Source organism: Erythrobacter sp. (genome assembly GCA_019739335.1).
Classification (GTDB): Bacteria; Pseudomonadota; Alphaproteobacteria; order Sphingomonadales; family Sphingomonadaceae; genus Alteraurantiacibacter.
In genome coordinates, this window is the sequence record CP073261.1 from 2,390,128 (window position 1) to 2,407,202 (window position 17,075).

The window sequence follows — 17,075 nt, forward strand, 5'->3', positions numbered from 1 at the left end:
AGGATCAAAGGCATTCTATGGCATCCCGCGCCGACAATATCGCAAGCTCGCTGAGCTTTGCCAACTTCTCCAAGGCAACCGAGCTCAAGCAGCGCATCTGGTTCACCATCGGTGCGCTGATCGTGTTCCGCTTCCTCAGCTTCGTGCCGCTGCCGGGTGTAAACCCGCTGATCCTCGAAACGCTGTATGACCAGACACGCGGCGGCATCCTCGACATGTTCAACATGTTCTCCGGCGGTTCGCTGGAACGGATGAGCCTGATTGCGCTTGGCGTGATGCCCTATATCACCGCATCGATCGTGGTGCAGCTGGCCTCCTCGCTCCATCCGACGCTGATGGCGATCAAGAAGGAAGGTGAGGCAGGGCGCAAGAAGCTGAACCAGTACACCCGCTACGGCACGGTATTCCTCTGTGCGATCCAAGGCTGGTTCCTTGCCACCGGTCTCGAAGCCTACGGCGCATCGAGCGGTTTGCAGGCAGTGGTCGTCCCCGGCCTGATGTTCAAGATCGTCACCGTCATCAACCTCGTCGGCGGGACGATGTTCCTGCTGTGGCTGGGCGAACAGATCACCAGTCGAGGCATCGGTAATGGCGTCTCGCTCATCATTATGGCGGGTATCGTCGCCCAGTTCCCTACCTTTACCGCCAACCTTTTCGAAGGCGGCCGGTCGGGCTCGATCAGCGGCGTGCTGATCGGTGGCCTGGTCGTGATGCTGATTGCGCTGATCCTGGTGATCTGCTTCTTCGAACGCGCGCAGCGGCGGTTGCTGATCCAGTATCCCAAGCGCGCCACCCAGCGCGGCGGGATGCAGGCGGACCGCTCGCACTTGCCCCTGAAGCTCAACACCGCGGGCGTGATTCCGCCGATCTTCGCCAGTTCACTGCTGCTGCTGCCGCTGACGATTACCCAGTTCGCGGGCAATTCGATCGATACGACCACGGGCACCGGTGCCTTCGTGCAGCAGCTGAACCAGTATCTCGCCCACGGGCAGCCGCTCTACATGGCGCTCTATGCGGCGGGGATCATCTTCTTCTGCTTCTTCTACACTGCCGTGGTATTCAATCCGGAAGACACGGCGGAGAACCTGAAGAAGCAGGGCGGTTTCATCCCCGGCATCCGTCCGGGGAAGCGCACTGCCGACTATCTCGACTACGTGCTCACGCGCATCACCGTGGTCGGCGCGATCTACCTTACGCTGGTCTGCGTCATTCCCGAATGGGGCATCGCACAAACCGGATTGCCGCTGTTCCTTGGCGGCACCAGCCTGCTGATCGTGGTGAATGTAACAGTGGACACAATCAGCCAGATCCAGTCTCACCTGTTGGCACACCAGTATGGCGACCTTATCAAGAAGGCCAAGCTGAAGGGCCGCACGCGCTAGGTCTGCGCTGGGCCTGCTCACATCGGGGGAGCCGATTTTAGCATGAATATCATTCTTTTGGGCCCGCCGGGCGCGGGCAAGGGCACGCAGGCGAACCTGCTGGTCCAACACCACGGGATGCGCCAGCTTTCGACCGGCGATATGCTGCGCGCGGCCGTGAAGGCGCAGACCCCGGTGGGCGTGCAGGCGAAAGCGGTGATGGAGCGCGGCGAGCTTGTTTCCGACGAAATCGTCTCCGCGCTGATCGATGAGGAACTCGCCGGCATGGCCGATGAAGTCGGCGCGATATTCGACGGCTACCCGCGCACCGAGGCGCAGGCCCATTCGCTCGACGATATTCTTTCCCGGCATGGCCGCAAGCTCGACCATGTGATCGAGCTGCTGGTGGACGAGGAAGCACTGGTAGACCGCGTCACCGGGCGTTTCACCTGCACCACTTGCGGCGAAGGTTATCATGACCGGCACAAGCTGCCCGCCGTCGATGGTGTGTGCGACAAGTGCGGCGGCACCGAGTTCAAGCGCCGCCCGGACGACACCGAAGAAACCGTCCGCACTCGCATGACCGAATACCGCGCCAAGACCGCGCCGATCCTTCCGACCTACGAAGCGCGCGGGATTGTCCAGCGGGTGGACGGCATGGCCGCCATCGACGATGTGACGGCAGCGATCGAGAAGGTTCTCGCTTCGGGCTAGGCTTGGCTCTATCCCTTGGCCTGAAAGGTAACGGGAGGGATCGATGACATTTGCCAAATCCATAATCGCTGCGGTTGCTTTCGGCCTTGCCGCGCCCGCGCAGGCAGAGATCGTAGAAAGCGAGCACGGCGGGTTCTCCAGCACCCACAGCGTCCTGGTGGCTGCCGACCGCGCGGCGGTGTGGCAGGCGCTGGTGCATCCGGAGGACTGGTGGAGCCACACCTGGTCGGGGAATTCTGCCAACCTGCGGCTCGACCCCCAGGCTGGCGCCTGTTTCTGTGAAACACTCCCCGCCGCTGATGGCTGGCCCGCCGGATCGGTGGAGCACATGCGCGTGGTAACGGTCATGCCGGGAAGCGTGCTGCGAATGTCCGGCGCGCTCGGCCCGCTGCAATCGGAGGGATTGACAGGAACTCTCACCGTCACCCTGTTCGAGCACGAGCAAGGTACGCTGATCACCTGGGATTACATCTTCGGCGGGCAGGCGCGCTTCCCGATGGAGCAGTTCGGCCCGCTGGTGGACGGGGTGCAGGCGGAGTTCCTAGGCGGGCTCGCGGCCCGGCTTGGCGGGGCAATCGAAGAAGGTTAACGACACTTTTGACTAGCGCCGTTTGCTGCGCTATAGGCAGTATCACAGATCGGGAGAACCGGAACGGGCAGCGATGCTTCGCATGCTCGCTTTCGCCTGTTGACGCGGAGGGAGAATCACCCTATCTGCGCGTACCAATCGTCCAATTGCAACGGCTTGTAGGGCAGGCGTCATCCCGATGCTCGCTCCTCGCCTCACATTTCCGCGCAGTCGTTCGATTATAAACCGCTATGAGATAGGGTCGCGCCCTCCACGCAAGTGGAGCCAGCCGGAGCCCTGTGGAGCATGGAGAATACAAGTGGCTCGTATTGCCGGGGTGAACATCCCCACCAACAAGCGCGTTATTGTCGCGCTCACCTACATTCACGGAATTGGCCCCACCACTGCGCGCAAGATCGTCGACAAGCTCGGCCTTGATCATGCCCGCCGGGTGCAGGACCTGACGGACGCGGAAGTGCTGCAGATCCGTGAAACCATCGATGCCGATCTCACCGTGGAAGGCGATCTTCGCCGCGACACGGCGATGAACATCAAGCGCCTGATGGATCTCGCCTGCTATCGTGGCCTGCGCCACCGCAAGGGCCTGCCGGTCCGCGGCCAGCGCACCCACACCAACGCCCGCACCCGCAAGGGCAAGGCCAAGCCGATCGCCGGCAAGAAGAAGTAAGCAGGGCTACCAGTCCCGCTTTTTCCTTCTTTCGAGACACGAGGAATATATACGATGGCACGCGAACCAGGCCGCATCAGGCGCCGTGACAAGAAGAACATCTCCAGCGGCGTTGCCCATGTCAACGCCAGCTTCAACAACACCATGATCACCATCACCGATGCCCAGGGCAATGCGATCAGCTGGTCTTCGGCCGGCACGATGGGCTTCAAGGGCAGCCGCAAGTCGACTCCCTATGCTGCGCAGGTCGCTGCCGACGATGCCGGCAAGAAGGCCGCCGAACACGGCGTGCGGACGCTGGAAGTCGAGATCAAGGGTCCGGGTTCGGGCCGTGAATCTGCGCTCCGGGCCTTGCAGGCGGTGGGGTTCAACATCACATCCATCCGCGATGTGACGCCGATCCCGCACAACGGCGTGCGCCCGTCCAAGCGTCGCCGCGTCTGATCGAAGCCTGCGCGTCGGGCATCCGGCCTGACGCACAACAGTCATTCGCATCGGTCACGGCGGTACCAGCGCCCCGCAGCCGATGCGCCATTACATACCTTTAGGGGAAGTCCATGTCCGTCAATACGAAGAACTGGCAGGAACTGAAGAAGCCCATCACCCTCGACATCAAGGAAGGCAGCGACAAGAAGCGCAAGGCCACTTTCGTCGCCGAGCCGCTCGAACGCGGTTACGGCCTGACGCTCGGCAATTCGCTTCGTCGCGTGCTCCTGTCCAGCTTGCAGGGCGCAGCCATCACCTCGATCAAGATCGAGAACGTGCTGCACGAATTCTCCAGTCTTGCCGGCGTCCGCGAGGATGTGACCGATATCGTCCTCAACGTGAAGCAGATCGCGCTGAAGATGGAAGGTGAAGGCCCCAAGCGGCTCCAGCTTTCCGCCACCGGCCCCGGCCCCGTCAAGGCGGGCGATATTGCCGTTTCGGGTGACATCGAAGTCCTCAACAAGGACCTGGTGATCTGCCACCTGGACGAAGGCGCGACGCTGAACATGGAACTGACGGCGGATACCGGCAAGGGCTATGTCCCCGCCGTTGCCAACCGTCCCATCGATGCGCCGATCGGCCTGATCCCGGTGGACAGCCTCTATTCGCCGATCAAGCAGGTCAGCTACAAGGTCGACAATGCCCGCGTCGGGCAGGAACTCGATTTCGACAAGCTGAGCCTGACGGTCGAAACCGACGGCACTGTCACCCCGGAAGATGCCGTGGCCTATGCCGCGCGCATCCTGCAGGACCAGCTGACGCTGTTCGTCCACTTCGAAGATGGCGTCCCGCAGCCGCAGGGTACCATGATCGGCGTAGCCGCAGAGCCGCAGGAATCGGACACCAACCAGCTCAACCGCTACCTCCTCAAGAAGGTGGACGAACTGGAACTGTCGGTGCGTTCGGCCAACTGCCTCAAGAACGACAACATCATCTACATCGGCGATCTGGTTCAGAAGACCGAAGCCGAGATGCTGCGCACCCCGAATTTCGGCCGCAAGTCGCTCAATGAGATCAAGGAAGTGCTGTCCAGCATGGGCCTGCGCCTTGGCATGGACATCCCCGGCTGGCCGCCCGAGAATATCGAGGAAATGGCCAAGAAGCTGGAGCAGGAACTGCTCGGCTGACGCAGGTTGTGAGTCCCCGCGCAGGCGGGGACCTCACTGGGCTTCGCGCCAGGATTTGAACAGGTCCCCGCCTCCGCGGGGACTCACGCAAGGGGGCATGGTGGCACCCCTTAATCGCCACCGGGATCGGGGTACCTCGCACGGCCCCCCTACGAACGGAGTAAAATACAATGCGTCACGGTATTCACGGCCGCAAGCTGAGCCGCAAATCGCAGCACCGCACCGCCATGTTCCGCAACATGGCCGCCGCGCTGATCAAGCACGAACAGATCACCACCACCACCGCCAAGGCGAAGGAACTGCGTCCCTACGTCGAAAAGCTGATCACGCTGGCCAAGCGTGGCGGCCTGTCGAACCGCCGACTCGCGCACAGCCGGATGCTGGACGATGCGCAGGAAAAGAAGCTGTTCGAAGTTCTGGCCGAGCGTTACGCGGATCGTGACGGCGGCTACACCCGCATCATCAAGGCCGGCTACCGCAAGAGCGACGCCGCCCCGATCGCGGTGATCGAACTGGTCGACCGCGACATGGACGCCAAGGGCCTCGATTCCGGCCCGGTGATGACGGACGACGAATACGCCGACGCGTAAGCGCGCCGCACGAGACAAACGAAGGGCCGTCGGAGCAATCCGGCGGCCCTTTTCCTGTCAGTCCCCCGGCTGGGCACGATAGAAGAAGAACTGTTCCCCCGGCGCATTGTAGGGTGCAATGCCCGCAGCCATCGCATCAAGTTGCATTTGCAGGCGCCACCCCATTTGGTCGGGAGCGCTGGTATAGATCGCCTCGGCCTCGGCAAGCAGCGCCGCGTCGGATGTCAGCCAGCCATGCGCATTGAGCGCGCGCGCCAGGTTCATCGCTGGTGCGTCGCGCAATTCGCGCATGGCCTCGGCAACGAGGCGCTCCGCTGCCAGCCATTCCGCCGACCACTCCTCCGCTTGCGGCAACTGCGCATAGTGCGCCATCTCGGTCAGCCGCTCCGCAATGTCCCGGTAGTCCATGATCGGCCGTTGGTCTTCAGGGCTTTCCCTGACCGATATGCGCAGGTTGGCGAGCGCCCGTTGCCGGTACTCGAGCAACTGCTCGAAGGTCTCCTCGTCGTAGCCATCCCGCCCCAGACGGAAGGCGGCAAGGGCGTAGACCGAACCGATCAGATCGATGGCGACGACTTCCTGTGCGCGGTTTCCTCCCAGCCCGGCCCGCCAGACTTCGGCATCGGCGGCGATCTGCAGCAGCTGAGCGATACTCTCCGCGTCGCGGGCAGCGGGATCGACGCGCATGGTAGCGTCCAGACGATCGAGCAGCGCGTTGTGTGTCGCGTCGATGCCATGCGTATTCGCAACAACCTGGCCCGGAGTGGCGAAAACCTGAGCTTGCACCGGAAGCGCCAGCAGGGCGGTGCAGGCGAGGGCAATCAGGAAAAGTGCTCTGGGCAATGCGCGAACCTCGATATTTCAGGCGGCAAACTATCTGTGGTTTGGCGAAAGGCAAGGCCATGGACCGCAGAGCCGTGTTGCCTTGCGCAGATTGGTGGCTAGGCTGATAAACATGATCCGCCCCACCATGCTGGCAGCCGCAGCGCTGCTCCTCGCCCCGCTCCCCGCCGCTGCGCAGAACGTGGCGCAAGTCGAACTCGACGCCCGCTATGCTCGCGCGCTGGCGGCGGGATACAAGGCGCTGATGCTGTGCGGGGCGATTGCCAATGCCGAGCGCGCGGGAATCCGGCGCAATGCTGAAAGCGTCATGGAATGGGAAATGGCAGGCATCCAGGATCCGCTCGACGAGATCGTAGGCTGGGTGCCTTACGAAGTCGTGCGCGCGCCCAATGGCGAGGTCTATTATGTCACCGCCAACTGGTCAGCAGAATTACCGGATCGAGTTGCCGTGAATGCCCCGGGTGAGGGATGCGCAATCCAACCAATCGGCTTCGACCCGTTGGCATTACCCGTTTTGGAAGAGGGTGATTGGCCGGAGCCAGAAAGGAGAATCCAAGTTTGGCACGACACAACGCCCGACTACATGCGAGCAGTTTTCGATGCCGCATTTTCCGGGACCTACGGAGCGGACTCCCGAACAACTGCGCTAATAGTCGATGATTCACAAAACCGGGTAATGTGGGACTTCGATGAGGACTTTGATCCATTCACACCCCAGCGTACATGGTCCGTCGCCAAGAGCATTGCTGCCACCCTGATCGGCGCGGCGGTGCAGCGCGGAGAGGCTGATGTCACCGCCAGCGTAGGGCTGGGCGAAAGCGAGACCGATCCGCGCCGCGCTATCACTATCGATAACCTCCTCCGCATGGCATCGGGTCGCTATACCGACACGCCCGGCAACCGCACCGATCCGCTCTACTTCGGCGGCGCGACGGTGGATGAGGTGGCGCTGGACTGGCCGCTGATCCACGCGCCGGGAAGCACCTATCGCTATGCCAACAACGATACGCTGGCGGCGGTGCAGGCGATTGAGCACACTTTTGCCGATCATCCGCCCGCCGAACTGTTCGCCCAGCTCGGGATGGATCGCACCGTTGCCGAAACCGATTGGCAGGGGAATTACATCCTCTCCAGCCAAGTATGGTCGACGGGGGTGGACTTGCTGCGCCTCGGCCAGCTGCACCTCAACGATGGCGTGCTGCCCGATGGCACCCGCATTTTGCCCGAAGGCTGGGTCGACTACGTCACCACCCCCTCCGGCCCGCAGCCGCCGGGGGCGTTCGGCTATGGCGCGGGGTGGTGGCTGATGAACAATTCCGCAGGCGTGCCGCCTGATACCTTCTTCGCCAATGGCAATCGCGGGCAATATGTCGTGGTCGTGCCGAGCCGAAGCGTGGTGATCGTGCGGCGCGGGGAGGACCCGGCGGGCGGCAGCGGGTTCGACATCGCAGCTTTCACCCGCGATGTGCTCGCCGCCCTGGAGGAATAGTGCGCGAGCAACCGCTTGCATCGCAAAGGTTTCATCGCCAACTATATGTCCATCTCCCGATCACTTCAGGAAACTCCATGAACCGTCATCTCCTTGCCGCTACAGCCCTGTTTGCCACGCTTGCCATTCCCGCTACGGCGCAGGATATGAACGCACCTGCCTATCCCGAAACCCGCCGTGGCGAAGTCGTCGAACCTTATTTTGGCGAGGACGTGGCCGATCCCTATCGCTGGCTTGAGGAAGACGCGCGCAACAGCGAGGAAGTCGCCGCCTGGGTCGAAGCGCAGAACGCGGTGACCGACGAATATCTCGCTCGCCTGCCCGCGCGCACCTGGTTTGCCGACCGGATCGGCGAACTCTACGATTATGAACGCTTCTCCACCCCGCGCGAAGCGGGCGGGCGTTATTTCTACACCCGCAATTCGGGCCTGCAGAACCAGTCGCCGCTCTATGTGCGTGACGGGCTGGACGGCGAGGCGCGGTTGCTGATCGATCCCAACGAATGGGCCGACGACGGCGCGACCGCGCTCGACAGCTGGGTACCGTCACCCGATGGCACCAAGCTGCTCTATTCGGTGCAGGATGGCGGCAGCGACTGGCGGATCGTCCGCGTGCTCGATGTTGCCACCGGCGAGCAGATCGGCGGCGAGACGCGCTGGGTGAAATTCTCCGGCCTCAGCTGGGTGGGCGAGGAAGGCTACCTCTATTCGCGCTTCCCCGAGCCCGAGGAGGGTGCGGATTTCCAGGCGCTCAATCTCAATCAGGAAGTCTATTTCCACCGCCTCGGCACCGAACAGGCGGCGGACGAACTGGTTTTCGCCACTCCCGATCATCCCGAACGCAACCACACTGCGCAGACCAGCGACGATGGCCGCTGGGTAATCGTCACCTCCTCCACCGGCACCGACTCGCGTTACGAGGTCCACGCCATCGATCTCGCTGCGCGCGAGACCAACGGCTGGACCCCGGTCCCGCTGGTCACTGGGTTCGAGCATAGCTGGAGCCTGATCGACAGTGTCGGTTCGCGGCTGTGGTTCGTCACCAATCAGGACGCCCCGCTCTATCGCGTGGTGTCGATCGACATGGCCAACCGGAGCGCTGGCTGGACCGAAGTGGTCGCCGAGCGCGAGCAGCCGATCGCCGGTGCCTCGATGATCGGCGAGCATCTGGTGGTCACCTACCTGGAGGACGCCAGCTCCAGCGCTTATGTGATGACCCGCGAAGGCGAGCCGGTGCGCGAAATCGAATTTGCCGGGCTGGGCAGCGCCGGCGGTTTCGGCGGCGGGCCGGACAGCAACGAGACGTTCTACAGCTTCTCCAGCTTCAACCGCCCCGGCACGATCTACCGCTACGATGTCGCGACCGGGGAAAGCTCGGTCTTCGCCGCGCCCGAAATCACTTTCAATCCCGAAGCCTTTGCCGTCGAGCAGCGTTTCTACGAAAGCCGGGATGGCACGCGGGTGCCGATGTTCATCGTCCGCCGTGCGGATATTGCCGCAAGCGGTGAAGCCGTGCCGACGCTGCTCTACGGCTATGGCGGGTTCGACATTTCGCTTACTCCCGGCTTCTCGCCCAGCCGCCTGGCCTGGGTCGAAGCGGGCGGCGCTTTCGTCATGGCGAACATCCGTGGCGGCGGCGAATATGGCCGTGCATGGCACGATGGCGGGCGGCGCGCGAACAAGCAGAACGTGTTCGACGATTTCATCGCGGCGGGCGAATTCCTGATCGCGCAGGGGATTACTCCGGAAGACGGGCTGGCGATCCAGGGCGGCTCCAACGGCGGGCTGCTGGTGGGTGCGGTGGCGAACCAGCGGCCGGATCTGTTCGCGGCGGGCAATGCTGCTGTGGGCGTGATGGACATGCTGCGGTTCGATCGCTGGACCGCCGGACGCTACTGGGTGGACGATTACGGCTATCCCGAGCGTGAGGAAGACTGGCGGATTTTGCGCGCCTATTCCCCGCTGCACAACATCCGTTCCGGCACCGATTATCCGGCGCTGCTGGTGACCACGGCCGATACCGATGACCGCGTGGTGCCGGGGCACAGCTTCAAATACACCGCCGCCCTGCAAGCCGCAGAGCTGGGAGATCGCCCACAGTTGATCCGGATCGAAACCCGCGCCGGCCACGGTTCGGGCAAGCCTACCGACAAGGCGATCGAGGAAGCCGCTGATATTGCAGCCTTCCTTGCCTACTGGACAGGGCTGAACCCGCAGGACTAGAAAGGAATCGGGGCGTTCAGAAAAAGATGGATATTTCTGAACGTTTCCTAACAGCCGGGTTCAGCGTCTTCTCAGCGCGACTCGGCTAGAACCTTCGTTGTCGGTGGCAGTGGTGTCACCGGCATTGAAGGAGAAGCCTGATGAAGACCCTGACCAAAGCCCTGGCCAAAGGCACGTTCGCAACCGTCGCGGCTGGCGCGATGGCGCTGTCCGCAGCCTCTCCCGCCGCCGCGCAGGATCGCTACCGCGACCATGATCGCGACGACGGCATTAGTGCGGGCGAGATCATTGCCGGTGCCGTGGTGCTCGGCGGCATCGCGGCGATTATCGCCTCGGCCGACAACGACGATCGCTATGACCGCAACGACCGCCGCTACCGCGATCGCAACTATCGCGGCAATTACAACGGTTATGACGGCTACGGCCGCAATGCCAGCCGCCGTGCAATCCAGCAGTGCGTCGCCGCTGCCGAACGGACCGCCCAGCGCTACACCGGCTCGCGCGCCGAAGTTTACGAGATTCGCGATGTAGATCGCGAACGGCGCGGTTACGAGATCGAGGGCCGGATCGCCGTGCGCGATGGCTATCGTGACCGCCGCGACTACCGTCGGGGCTATCGCAACGACGGCTGGCGCGAAGGCCGCTTCGAATGCGAATATCGCAACGGCCGGGTGGTCGATGTCGATTTCAGCGGCATTCGCGGGCTCTGATGCTCACTGGATTGCTGCGTAACTGATAGGGAAGGGCGGTTCAGGCTGTTGACAGTCTGGGCCGCCTAACCGCGTGTACTACCCATACCGAAGGGGGAAGGGACCATGATTGCCAAGCCTACCGCATTTGCCAGTGTCGCCGCGATCGCTGCGGTGCTGAGCCTGACAGCCACTCCCGCAGCAGCGGTTGAACTGCCTGCTGTTTCCGCCAGCGAGGTCGCCGTGGTGACCGGTGCGGCGGAGGACGCGAACCAGCACCGCTGGCGCCATCGCCGCCATCGGGACAACGGTATCGACGCGGGCGACGTGGTTGCCGGCGTAGTCGTGCTGGGCGCTATTGCCGCGATTGCGGGTGCGTTCGACGGTGACGGTGATGACCGCCGCGATTATCGTGACCGGGACTATCGGGACGGTGATTATCGCGATGATCGCCGCGGGAGCTACAACAGCGACGGCATGGAACGCGCTGCCGACATGTGTGTCGAGCAGGTCGAGCGCGGGCGTGACCGGGTCGAGGATGTCTCCGATGCGCGCCGCACTGCCGACGGCTGGCGCGTTGCGGGTACGCTGCGCAGCGGCGAGGGCTGGAGCTGCTGGATCGACAATGACGGCCGCATCCGCAACGTCGATCTCGGGGCGTCAGGCTACTCGGCCAACGATGGCGAGCCGCGCTATGCGCCCGCATCGGGCGAGCAATGGGACGACAGTGCCTATGCCAGTGCCCGTGCGAGTGTCCGCACCCCGGCGCAGGAAGGCTACACCTATCGTGATGAGTCGCGCGGAGCAGCCGCTCCGAACTCCGACGGCCCGCAGCCCGCCTATCCCGGCGGTCCTCTGCCGGGTGAGGAAGATCCCTACGCCGATGCACCCGAATGGCAGGGCGATGGCCGCTATTCAGCCGGGGAAGCGCCGGACTTCAGTCAGTCCGGCAACTGAGCTTAAGCTTCCCGCGAATAAGCGGGCAGCTCGATAGACCAGACCATCGCCGCGCCGCGCAGGGCAAAGCCTGCCAGCGCGGCAATTCCCATTGCCAGCGGCTGGACCACGCCGAGCAGCAGCAGTCCGGCGCACAATGCCGCTGAAAACGCGGCTGCCGTGACGTAAAGCTCCGGCCGCATCAGGATCGATGGCACTCCTGCAATTACGTCGCGAATAATCCCCCCCACGCAGCCGGTCACCACGCCGAGGATAACTGCAGCAATCGGAGCGACATCGAAGGCCAGTGCCTTCGCCGTGCCCAGCGCCGCGAACACTGCGAGACCGAGCGCATCGGCCCATTCCAGCCAGCGGCCTTCCCACCATTTTCGCGGCAGGAACCACGCGAACAGCGCGGTGGCGAGCACCACCGGCGCAACCCAGAAATCGCGCAGCCAGAAGGCGGGCGCGCCCAGCAGCGCATCGCGCACCGATCCACCGCCCACTCCGGTCAGCAGCGCAAAAAAGGCACAGGTGACGAACGTCTGGTTGAGCCGCGCCGCCATCAGCGCGCCCGAAAGCGCGAACACTGCCGTGCCGCCCAGATCGACAAAGGGCGGCAGCACCGGCCCGGTGATGTCTGCGCCAATCATCCCGGAACCTCTACGGGTGCCCTAACCTTGGCCTTCCGCCGCCGGAACATCAGCACGCAGCCGAGCAGCGATCCGATCACCCCCAAAGCCGCGAACAGGATGAGGATCGGATGGCTGGTATCCTCACGCTCCTGCAGGTCCATGATGTGCAGGCCCCACATGAAATCGAAAGTCCGCCACCAGCCGCTGCGCACCGCCAGCACTTCACCGGTCTGCGCGGCGATGTAGATATGCGTATCGTCGGCAAAGCGCGCCTGCCAGGCGTTTAACGGTGTCCGCAGGTCCATCGGGGAGGCATCACCGGGAAAATATGTCACCGCCTCCAGCGCCGCCTCACCGGCATAGGTCGCCTCGGCAATTTCGCGCGCGCCTTCTTGCAGCACCGGATTGTAGAGCCGTCCGTCGAGCGCGGAATAGCGATAGCGACCGCCGTCCTCCTCGACCACGATCCATCCCGGCCCGTCGGCAAAGCCCTGCAGGGTGACGCTGCGCACGCTGGGCGGCAGTTGCGGCACGATGAGAAGCTCGGTCGAAACAGCCGGCAATTCGTTGCGCAAGTGATCGCCGCGCACATATTCGATTGGGTGCCACACCATGATCAGGCCGGTGACGGTCCACATCAGGATCGGCACGCCGACCAGCCAGCCGAGCCAGATGTGCCATTTGGCGAAGCGGCGCATGAAGTGTCCGCGCGCCATCAATCCCTCGCAAACAGTTTGGAGCGGTCGGCAAAGGCTTTCATCTCGATGGCATTGCCCGCCGGATCGCGGAAGAACATGGTCGCCTGCTCGCCCGGCTGCCCGGCAAAGCGGATATGCGGTTCGATAGCAAAGGCGACGCCCGCGACACGCAGCCGCTCGGCCAGTGCCTGCCACTCGGCCATGCCCAGCACGATGCCGAAATGCGGCACCGGCACGTCATGCCCGTCCACCGGGTTTGCTGCCGCATCACCCGCGCGAGGGGCCAGGTGGGCGACGATCTGGTGGCCGTAGAAATCGAAATCGATCCATTCGTCACTGCTGCGCCCTTCGGGGCAGCCCATCACCGTGCCCCAGAAGTGCCGTGCCACGACAAGATCATCGACCGGGAAGGCGAGGTGGAAAGGGGAAAGCTCACTCATCGGGAAGGTATCCTGTGCAGGCCGAGCGCAAGGCCGAAGCCGAGTATAGGTGCCGCTCCATAGCCGATCAACGGCGCGGGGTAAGGGGCCATCAGTGACATCACGGCATAACCGAAGAACAGGCCCGCGAGCGCGAACCGCTTGGCGCGATCGAAGGGAATGGCAAACAGGATCAGTGCGAAGGTAGCGGCGAGCGAGAGGGCGAGGGCGATCGCTACGATGACGCTGTGCTCTGCTGCGTCCATCAGGACCCGCTCCACGAACGGCTGCGGCGCGAGTTCCCCGCGCACCGCCATCAGCAACGAAGCGAAGAAGCCGAGCACAGCCACCGCGCCCACTTTCCAGTCTTTCGTCACGTGATGCAGCCCGACAGCGGCGAATGTGAGCGCGAAGCCGGTTCCCGCGTCAGGCTGAAACAGCGCTGCGGCCAGCGCGACCAGCAAAATCGGCGCGGCGAGCTTGCGGTTACGGGCGGCGAGCACGCACAGCGCCGGGGCGGCGAACATTCCGGTGTGCAGGGCAATCGGGCCAAGCGGGAACCAGCGCACCACCCGATCCCCGGTGATGGACGTCAATTCCGGCCCCACCACCAAGGGGCTGAGCATGAAAACTACCAGCGCGATGACCAGCAAATGGCGGCTGGGCGCCGTATGCGGCCCCCGCCCGATCAGGATGAAGAGGCAGGCCAGCGCCAGTGCAGCAAGGTTGACCAGCGCATAATGCGAGGGCGCGCCGGCCAGCGCCATGTACAGCGCCCCCGCCAGCACCGGAACCGCCAGCGCGAGTACAGCGGGAAGGCGTTCCCGTAGCGGCAAATCACATATGGATCGGCTTGCCGCGCACGCCCATTGCCGCTTCCTTGGTCGCTTCGGCGTGGGTCGGGTGGGCGTGGCAGGTGTAGGCGATGTCCTCGCTCGTCGCGCCGAATTCCATCGCAATGCAGGCTTCGGCGATCATTGTCCCGGCCACGCTGGCAATCGCCCACACGCCGAGCACGCGATCGGTCTCGGCATCGGCGATGACTTTCACGAAGCCGTCGGGCTCGTGATTGGTCTTGGCGCGGCTGTTGGCCATCATCGGGAACTTGCTCGACTTGATCGCGCCGCGCTCCTTCGCCTGCTCCTCGGTCAGTCCGACCCCGGCGATTTCCGGCCAGGTATAGACGACGCTGGGGATGACCGCGTGATTGATGATCCCGGTCTGTCCGGCGATCCATTCGGCCACCGCGATGCCTTCATCCTCGGCCTTGTGTGCCAGCATCGGGCCGGGGATCACATCGCCGACGGCGCGGACGCCAGCCACGGCAGTGCGGAATTCATGATCGACTTCGATCTGCCCGCGCTTGTTCAATTCCAGCCCGATGTTTTCGAGTCCGAGGCCTTCGGTATTGGGGCGCCGACCGATGCTCACCAGCACGCAATCGGCTTCCAGCGTTTCCGCCGCGCCGCCGGCTGCGGGCTCAAGCGTCAGCGTGGCCTTCTTGCCTTTTACCGTCACTCCCGTGACCTTGGTCGAAAGGCGGAAGTCGATGCCCTGCTTCTTGAAGATCTTGCGCGCTTCCTTGCGCACGTCGCCGTCCATCCCGGGCAGGATCTCGTCGAGGAATTCGACGCAGATGACTTCCGCGCCAAGCCGCCGCCAGACCGAACCCAGCTCCAGCCCGATCACCCCGCCACCGATCACCACCATCCGCTTGGGCACCGAGGCCAGCTCGAGCGCGCCGGTGGAATCGACTACGACACCCTTGGCGTTATCGATTTCCACTCCGGGCAACTGCGTGACGGAAGAACCCGTGGCGATCACCACTTCCCTGGCGGTAATCGTTTCCTCGCCAACCTTTACCGTGTGCGCATCGACAAACGTCGCGTAACCCTTCTTCCAGTCCACCTTGTTCTTCTTGAACAGGAATTCGATGCCCTTGGTCAGCCCGTCCACCGCGTCGATGCGCTGTTCGTGCATCTTGGGCAGGTTGAGCTTCGGCGTTACTTCCACGCCCATGCTCGCCATCGTGCCATTGGCGGCGGCATCGAAGAATTCGCTGGCGTGGAGCATCGCCTTGGACGGAATGCAGCCGACATTGAGGCAAGTCCCGCCCAGCGTCTCACGGCTTTCCGCGCAGGCAACCTTCAGCCCCAATTGCGCCGCGCGGATCGCCGCGACATAGCCGCCGGGACCGGCGCCGATGATGAGGACGTCGTATTGGTATTCAGCCATTCTGGCCTCCGTCGCGCGCGGCCTTCGACAAGCTCAGGCTGGGCGGGTTTGGGTTCATTCTGTCACGGCACACAATCCGCTCATCCTGAGCCTGTCGAAGGATCATGTGCAACGTCTGCCTCACAAATCGATCAGCATCCGCATCGGATCCTCGATCGCTTCCTTGATGATCTTCAAGGCCGTCACCGCCTCGCGCCCGTCGATAATGCGGTGATCGTAGCTCAGCGCCAGATACATCATCGGGCGGATCACCACCTGGCCGTCACGGGCGACGGGGCGGTCCTCGATGCGGTGCAGGCCGAGCACCGCGCTCTGCGGCGGATTGATGATAGGGGTGCTCATCAGCGATCCGAACACGCCGCCGTTGGAAATGGTGAAGGTGCCGCCGCGCATGTCTTCCATCGTCAGCGCTCCGTCTTTCGCCCGCTTGCCGAAATCGGCGATGGCGAGCTCGATCTCGGCAAAGCTCATCGTGTCGATATTGCGCACCACCGGCACCACCAGCCCATTGGGGGCGGAGACCGCGACCGAGAGATCGACGTAATCGTGATAGACGATCTCGTCCCCGTCGATCTGCGCGTTGACCGCAGGCACATCCTTCAGCGCCAGCGCCGCAGCCTTGGCGAAGAACGACATGAAGCCGAGCTTGATGCCGTGCTTCTTCGCGAACAGGTCCTTGTAGGCCTCGCGCGCTTCGATCACGGCGGTCATGTCGCAATCGTTGAAAGTGGTGAGCAGCGCCGCCTCTTCCTGCGCGCTTTTCAGGCGGCGGGCGATGGTCTGGCGCATCCGCGTCATCTTGACGCGCTCCTCGCGCCGCGCGCCGGTCTGCGCCGCGGGCGCGGAGGCAGGTGCGGGAGCCGGAGCAGCAGGCGCGCTGCCACTACCCTTCTTCGCTTCGGCGGCGGCGAGCACGTCTTCCTTGGTCAGCCGTCCGTCCTTGCCGCTACCCTTGATCGCGGTAGGATCGACCCCGTGTTCGATCACTGCGCGGCGCACGGCGGGAGACATGGAGACTTCGGATGTGCTGGCGCTATCGTCCGCCTTGGCCGCCGCCGGGGCGGGGGAGGGCGTGGGGGCCGGGGCAGCAGCAGGGGCGGCGGCGGGCTTGGCCGCTACCGCGCCATCGCCAGCTTCCACCGTCGCGATCACCGCGCCGACCTGCACTGTCGCGCCGACTTCGGCCTTCAGTTCGCCGATTACGCCCGCGACGGGCGAAGGGACTTCCACTGCCACCTTGTCGGTTTCGAGGCTGGCAATCGGCTCATCCAGCGCCACGGCATCGCCGGGCTTCTTCAGCCATTCGCCGATCGTGGCCTCGGTGACCGATTCGCCCAGTGTGGGGACTTTGACTTCGGTGGTCATCGGCTTGGGT

Annotated in this window: 18 protein-coding genes; 11 read left to right on the top strand and 7 right to left on the bottom strand. The window is 63.8% G+C overall.

Features of this window, described 5'->3' with window-relative positions; all coding sequences use genetic code 11:
* Window positions 1–17 precede the first annotated feature (17 nt).
* The 7 genes from secY to rplQ all read left to right on the top strand — a co-directional run bounded on the left by secY (window position 18) and on the right by rplQ (window position 5,534).
* The gene (secY, locus tag JY451_11815) at window positions 18–1,382 is read left to right on the top strand and encodes a preprotein translocase subunit SecY (protein ID QZH74363.1); all 1,365 of its coding nucleotides are present in this window, start codon (window positions 18–20) and stop codon (window positions 1,380–1,382) included.
* A gap of 42 nt (window positions 1,383–1,424) precedes the next feature.
* On the top strand, window positions 1,425–2,075 hold the full coding sequence (locus JY451_11820; GenBank protein QZH74364.1) for an adenylate kinase: 651 nt from the start codon (window positions 1,425–1,427) through the stop codon (window positions 2,073–2,075).
* A gap of 43 nt (window positions 2,076–2,118) precedes the next feature.
* Complete coding sequence (locus tag JY451_11825) at window positions 2,119–2,664, top strand: SRPBCC family protein (GenBank protein ID QZH74365.1); 546 nt, start codon at window positions 2,119–2,121, stop codon at window positions 2,662–2,664.
* Window positions 2,665–2,962: 298 nt separating this feature from the next.
* Window positions 2,963–3,331: a 30S ribosomal protein S13 gene (rpsM, locus tag JY451_11830; GenBank protein QZH74366.1), complete on the top strand. Its 369-nt coding sequence runs from the start codon at window positions 2,963–2,965 to the stop codon at window positions 3,329–3,331.
* 54 nt (window positions 3,332–3,385) lie between these two features.
* Window positions 3,386–3,775, top strand: coding sequence for a 30S ribosomal protein S11 (rpsK, locus tag JY451_11835; protein QZH74367.1), 390 nt, complete (start codon window positions 3,386–3,388; stop codon window positions 3,773–3,775).
* 113 nt (window positions 3,776–3,888) lie between these two features.
* Window positions 3,889–4,944, top strand: coding sequence for a DNA-directed RNA polymerase subunit alpha (locus JY451_11840; GenBank protein ID QZH74368.1), 1,056 nt, complete (start codon window positions 3,889–3,891; stop codon window positions 4,942–4,944).
* Between the two features lie 170 nt (window positions 4,945–5,114).
* Window positions 5,115–5,534, top strand: a complete 420-nt coding sequence (gene rplQ, locus JY451_11845; protein ID QZH74369.1) for a 50S ribosomal protein L17 — start codon at window positions 5,115–5,117, stop codon at window positions 5,532–5,534.
* A 57-nt stretch (window positions 5,535–5,591) separates the two neighbouring features.
* Here rplQ and JY451_11850 read toward each other — a convergent pair whose 3' ends face one another.
* Window positions 5,592–6,377: a hypothetical protein gene (locus JY451_11850; GenBank protein ID QZH74370.1), complete on the bottom strand. Its 786-nt coding sequence runs from the start codon at window positions 6,375–6,377 to the stop codon at window positions 5,592–5,594.
* 112 nt (window positions 6,378–6,489) lie between these two features.
* Here JY451_11850 and JY451_11855 point away from each other — a divergent pair, with 112 nt between their 5' ends.
* The 4 genes from JY451_11855 (at window position 6,490) to JY451_11870 (ending at window position 11,734) form a co-directional block, all read left to right on the top strand.
* Entirely contained in the window at window positions 6,490–7,866 is a 1,377-nt protein-coding gene (locus tag JY451_11855) for a serine hydrolase (GenBank protein QZH74371.1), read from the top strand.
* Window positions 7,867–7,943: 77 nt separating this feature from the next.
* Window positions 7,944–10,088 (top strand): S9 family peptidase, encoded by a 2,145-nt coding sequence (locus JY451_11860; GenBank protein QZH74372.1) that lies wholly within the window; start codon window positions 7,944–7,946, stop codon window positions 10,086–10,088.
* A 140-nt stretch (window positions 10,089–10,228) separates the two neighbouring features.
* Window positions 10,229–10,798 (top strand): hypothetical protein, encoded by a 570-nt coding sequence (locus tag JY451_11865; protein QZH74373.1) that lies wholly within the window; start codon window positions 10,229–10,231, stop codon window positions 10,796–10,798.
* 105 nt (window positions 10,799–10,903) lie between these two features.
* On the top strand, window positions 10,904–11,734 hold the full coding sequence (locus tag JY451_11870; protein ID QZH74374.1) for a hypothetical protein: 831 nt from the start codon (window positions 10,904–10,906) through the stop codon (window positions 11,732–11,734).
* Between the two features lie 2 nt (window positions 11,735–11,736).
* Here JY451_11870 and JY451_11875 read toward each other — a convergent pair whose 3' ends face one another.
* The 6 genes from JY451_11875 to odhB all read right to left on the bottom strand — a co-directional run bounded on the left by JY451_11875 (window position 11,737) and on the right by odhB (window position 17,065).
* Window positions 11,737–12,366, bottom strand: coding sequence for a TRIC cation channel family protein (locus JY451_11875; GenBank protein ID QZH74375.1), 630 nt, complete (start codon window positions 12,364–12,366; stop codon window positions 11,737–11,739).
* Window positions 12,363–13,064 carry a PepSY domain-containing protein gene (locus JY451_11880; protein ID QZH74376.1) on the bottom strand — a complete coding sequence of 234 codons (702 nt, stop codon included), beginning with the start codon at window positions 13,062–13,064 and terminating at the stop codon, window positions 12,363–12,365. The genes JY451_11875 and JY451_11880 overlap by 4 nt, the downstream gene beginning before the upstream one ends.
* A complete protein-coding gene (locus JY451_11885; protein QZH74377.1) occupies window positions 13,064–13,486 on the bottom strand; it encodes a VOC family protein in 423 nt (140 codons plus the stop codon). Before JY451_11885 ends, JY451_11880 begins: the two co-directional genes overlap by 1 nt.
* Window positions 13,483–14,301, bottom strand: a complete 819-nt coding sequence (locus tag JY451_11890; protein ID QZH74378.1) for a hypothetical protein — start codon at window positions 14,299–14,301, stop codon at window positions 13,483–13,485. Before JY451_11890 ends, JY451_11885 begins: the two co-directional genes overlap by 4 nt.
* Window position 14,302: 1 nt before the next feature.
* Window positions 14,303–15,700: a dihydrolipoyl dehydrogenase gene (gene lpdA, locus JY451_11895; protein ID QZH74379.1), complete on the bottom strand. Its 1,398-nt coding sequence runs from the start codon at window positions 15,698–15,700 to the stop codon at window positions 14,303–14,305.
* A gap of 120 nt (window positions 15,701–15,820) precedes the next feature.
* Window positions 15,821–17,065 (bottom strand): 2-oxoglutarate dehydrogenase complex dihydrolipoyllysine-residue succinyltransferase, encoded by a 1,245-nt coding sequence (gene odhB / locus JY451_11900; protein QZH74380.1) that lies wholly within the window; start codon window positions 17,063–17,065, stop codon window positions 15,821–15,823.
* Between the last annotated feature and the right edge of the window lie 10 nt (window positions 17,066–17,075).

Bases quoted from the DNA above. Each gene is read 5' to 3' on its own strand.
- secY (QZH74363.1), top strand. From the start codon at position 18: ATGGCATCCCGCGCCGACAATATCGCAAGCTCGCTGAGCTTTGCCAAC.
- JY451_11820 (QZH74364.1), top strand. From the start codon at position 1,425: ATGAATATCATTCTTTTGGGCCCGCCGGGCGCGGGCAAGGGCACGCAG.
- JY451_11825 (QZH74365.1), top strand. From the start codon at position 2,119: ATGACATTTGCCAAATCCATAATCGCTGCGGTTGCTTTCGGCCTTGCC.
- rpsK (QZH74367.1), top strand. From the start codon at position 3,386: ATGGCACGCGAACCAGGCCGCATCAGGCGCCGTGACAAGAAGAACATC.
- JY451_11840 (QZH74368.1), top strand. From the start codon at position 3,889: ATGTCCGTCAATACGAAGAACTGGCAGGAACTGAAGAAGCCCATCACC.
- rplQ (QZH74369.1), top strand. From the start codon at position 5,115: ATGCGTCACGGTATTCACGGCCGCAAGCTGAGCCGCAAATCGCAGCAC.
- JY451_11855 (QZH74371.1), top strand. From the start codon at position 6,490: ATGATCCGCCCCACCATGCTGGCAGCCGCAGCGCTGCTCCTCGCCCCG.
- JY451_11860 (QZH74372.1), top strand. From the start codon at position 7,944: ATGAACCGTCATCTCCTTGCCGCTACAGCCCTGTTTGCCACGCTTGCC.
- JY451_11865 (QZH74373.1), top strand. From the start codon at position 10,229: ATGAAGACCCTGACCAAAGCCCTGGCCAAAGGCACGTTCGCAACCGTC.
- JY451_11870 (QZH74374.1), top strand. From the start codon at position 10,904: ATGATTGCCAAGCCTACCGCATTTGCCAGTGTCGCCGCGATCGCTGCG.
- JY451_11875 (QZH74375.1), bottom strand. From the start codon at position 12,366: ATGATTGGCGCAGACATCACCGGGCCGGTGCTGCCGCCCTTTGTCGAT.
- JY451_11880 (QZH74376.1), bottom strand. From the start codon at position 13,064: ATGGCGCGCGGACACTTCATGCGCCGCTTCGCCAAATGGCACATCTGG.
- JY451_11885 (QZH74377.1), bottom strand. From the start codon at position 13,486: ATGAGTGAGCTTTCCCCTTTCCACCTCGCCTTCCCGGTCGATGATCTT.
- lpdA (QZH74379.1), bottom strand. From the start codon at position 15,700: ATGGCTGAATACCAATACGACGTCCTCATCATCGGCGCCGGTCCCGGC.
- odhB (QZH74380.1), bottom strand. From the start codon at position 17,065: ATGACCACCGAAGTCAAAGTCCCCACACTGGGCGAATCGGTCACCGAG.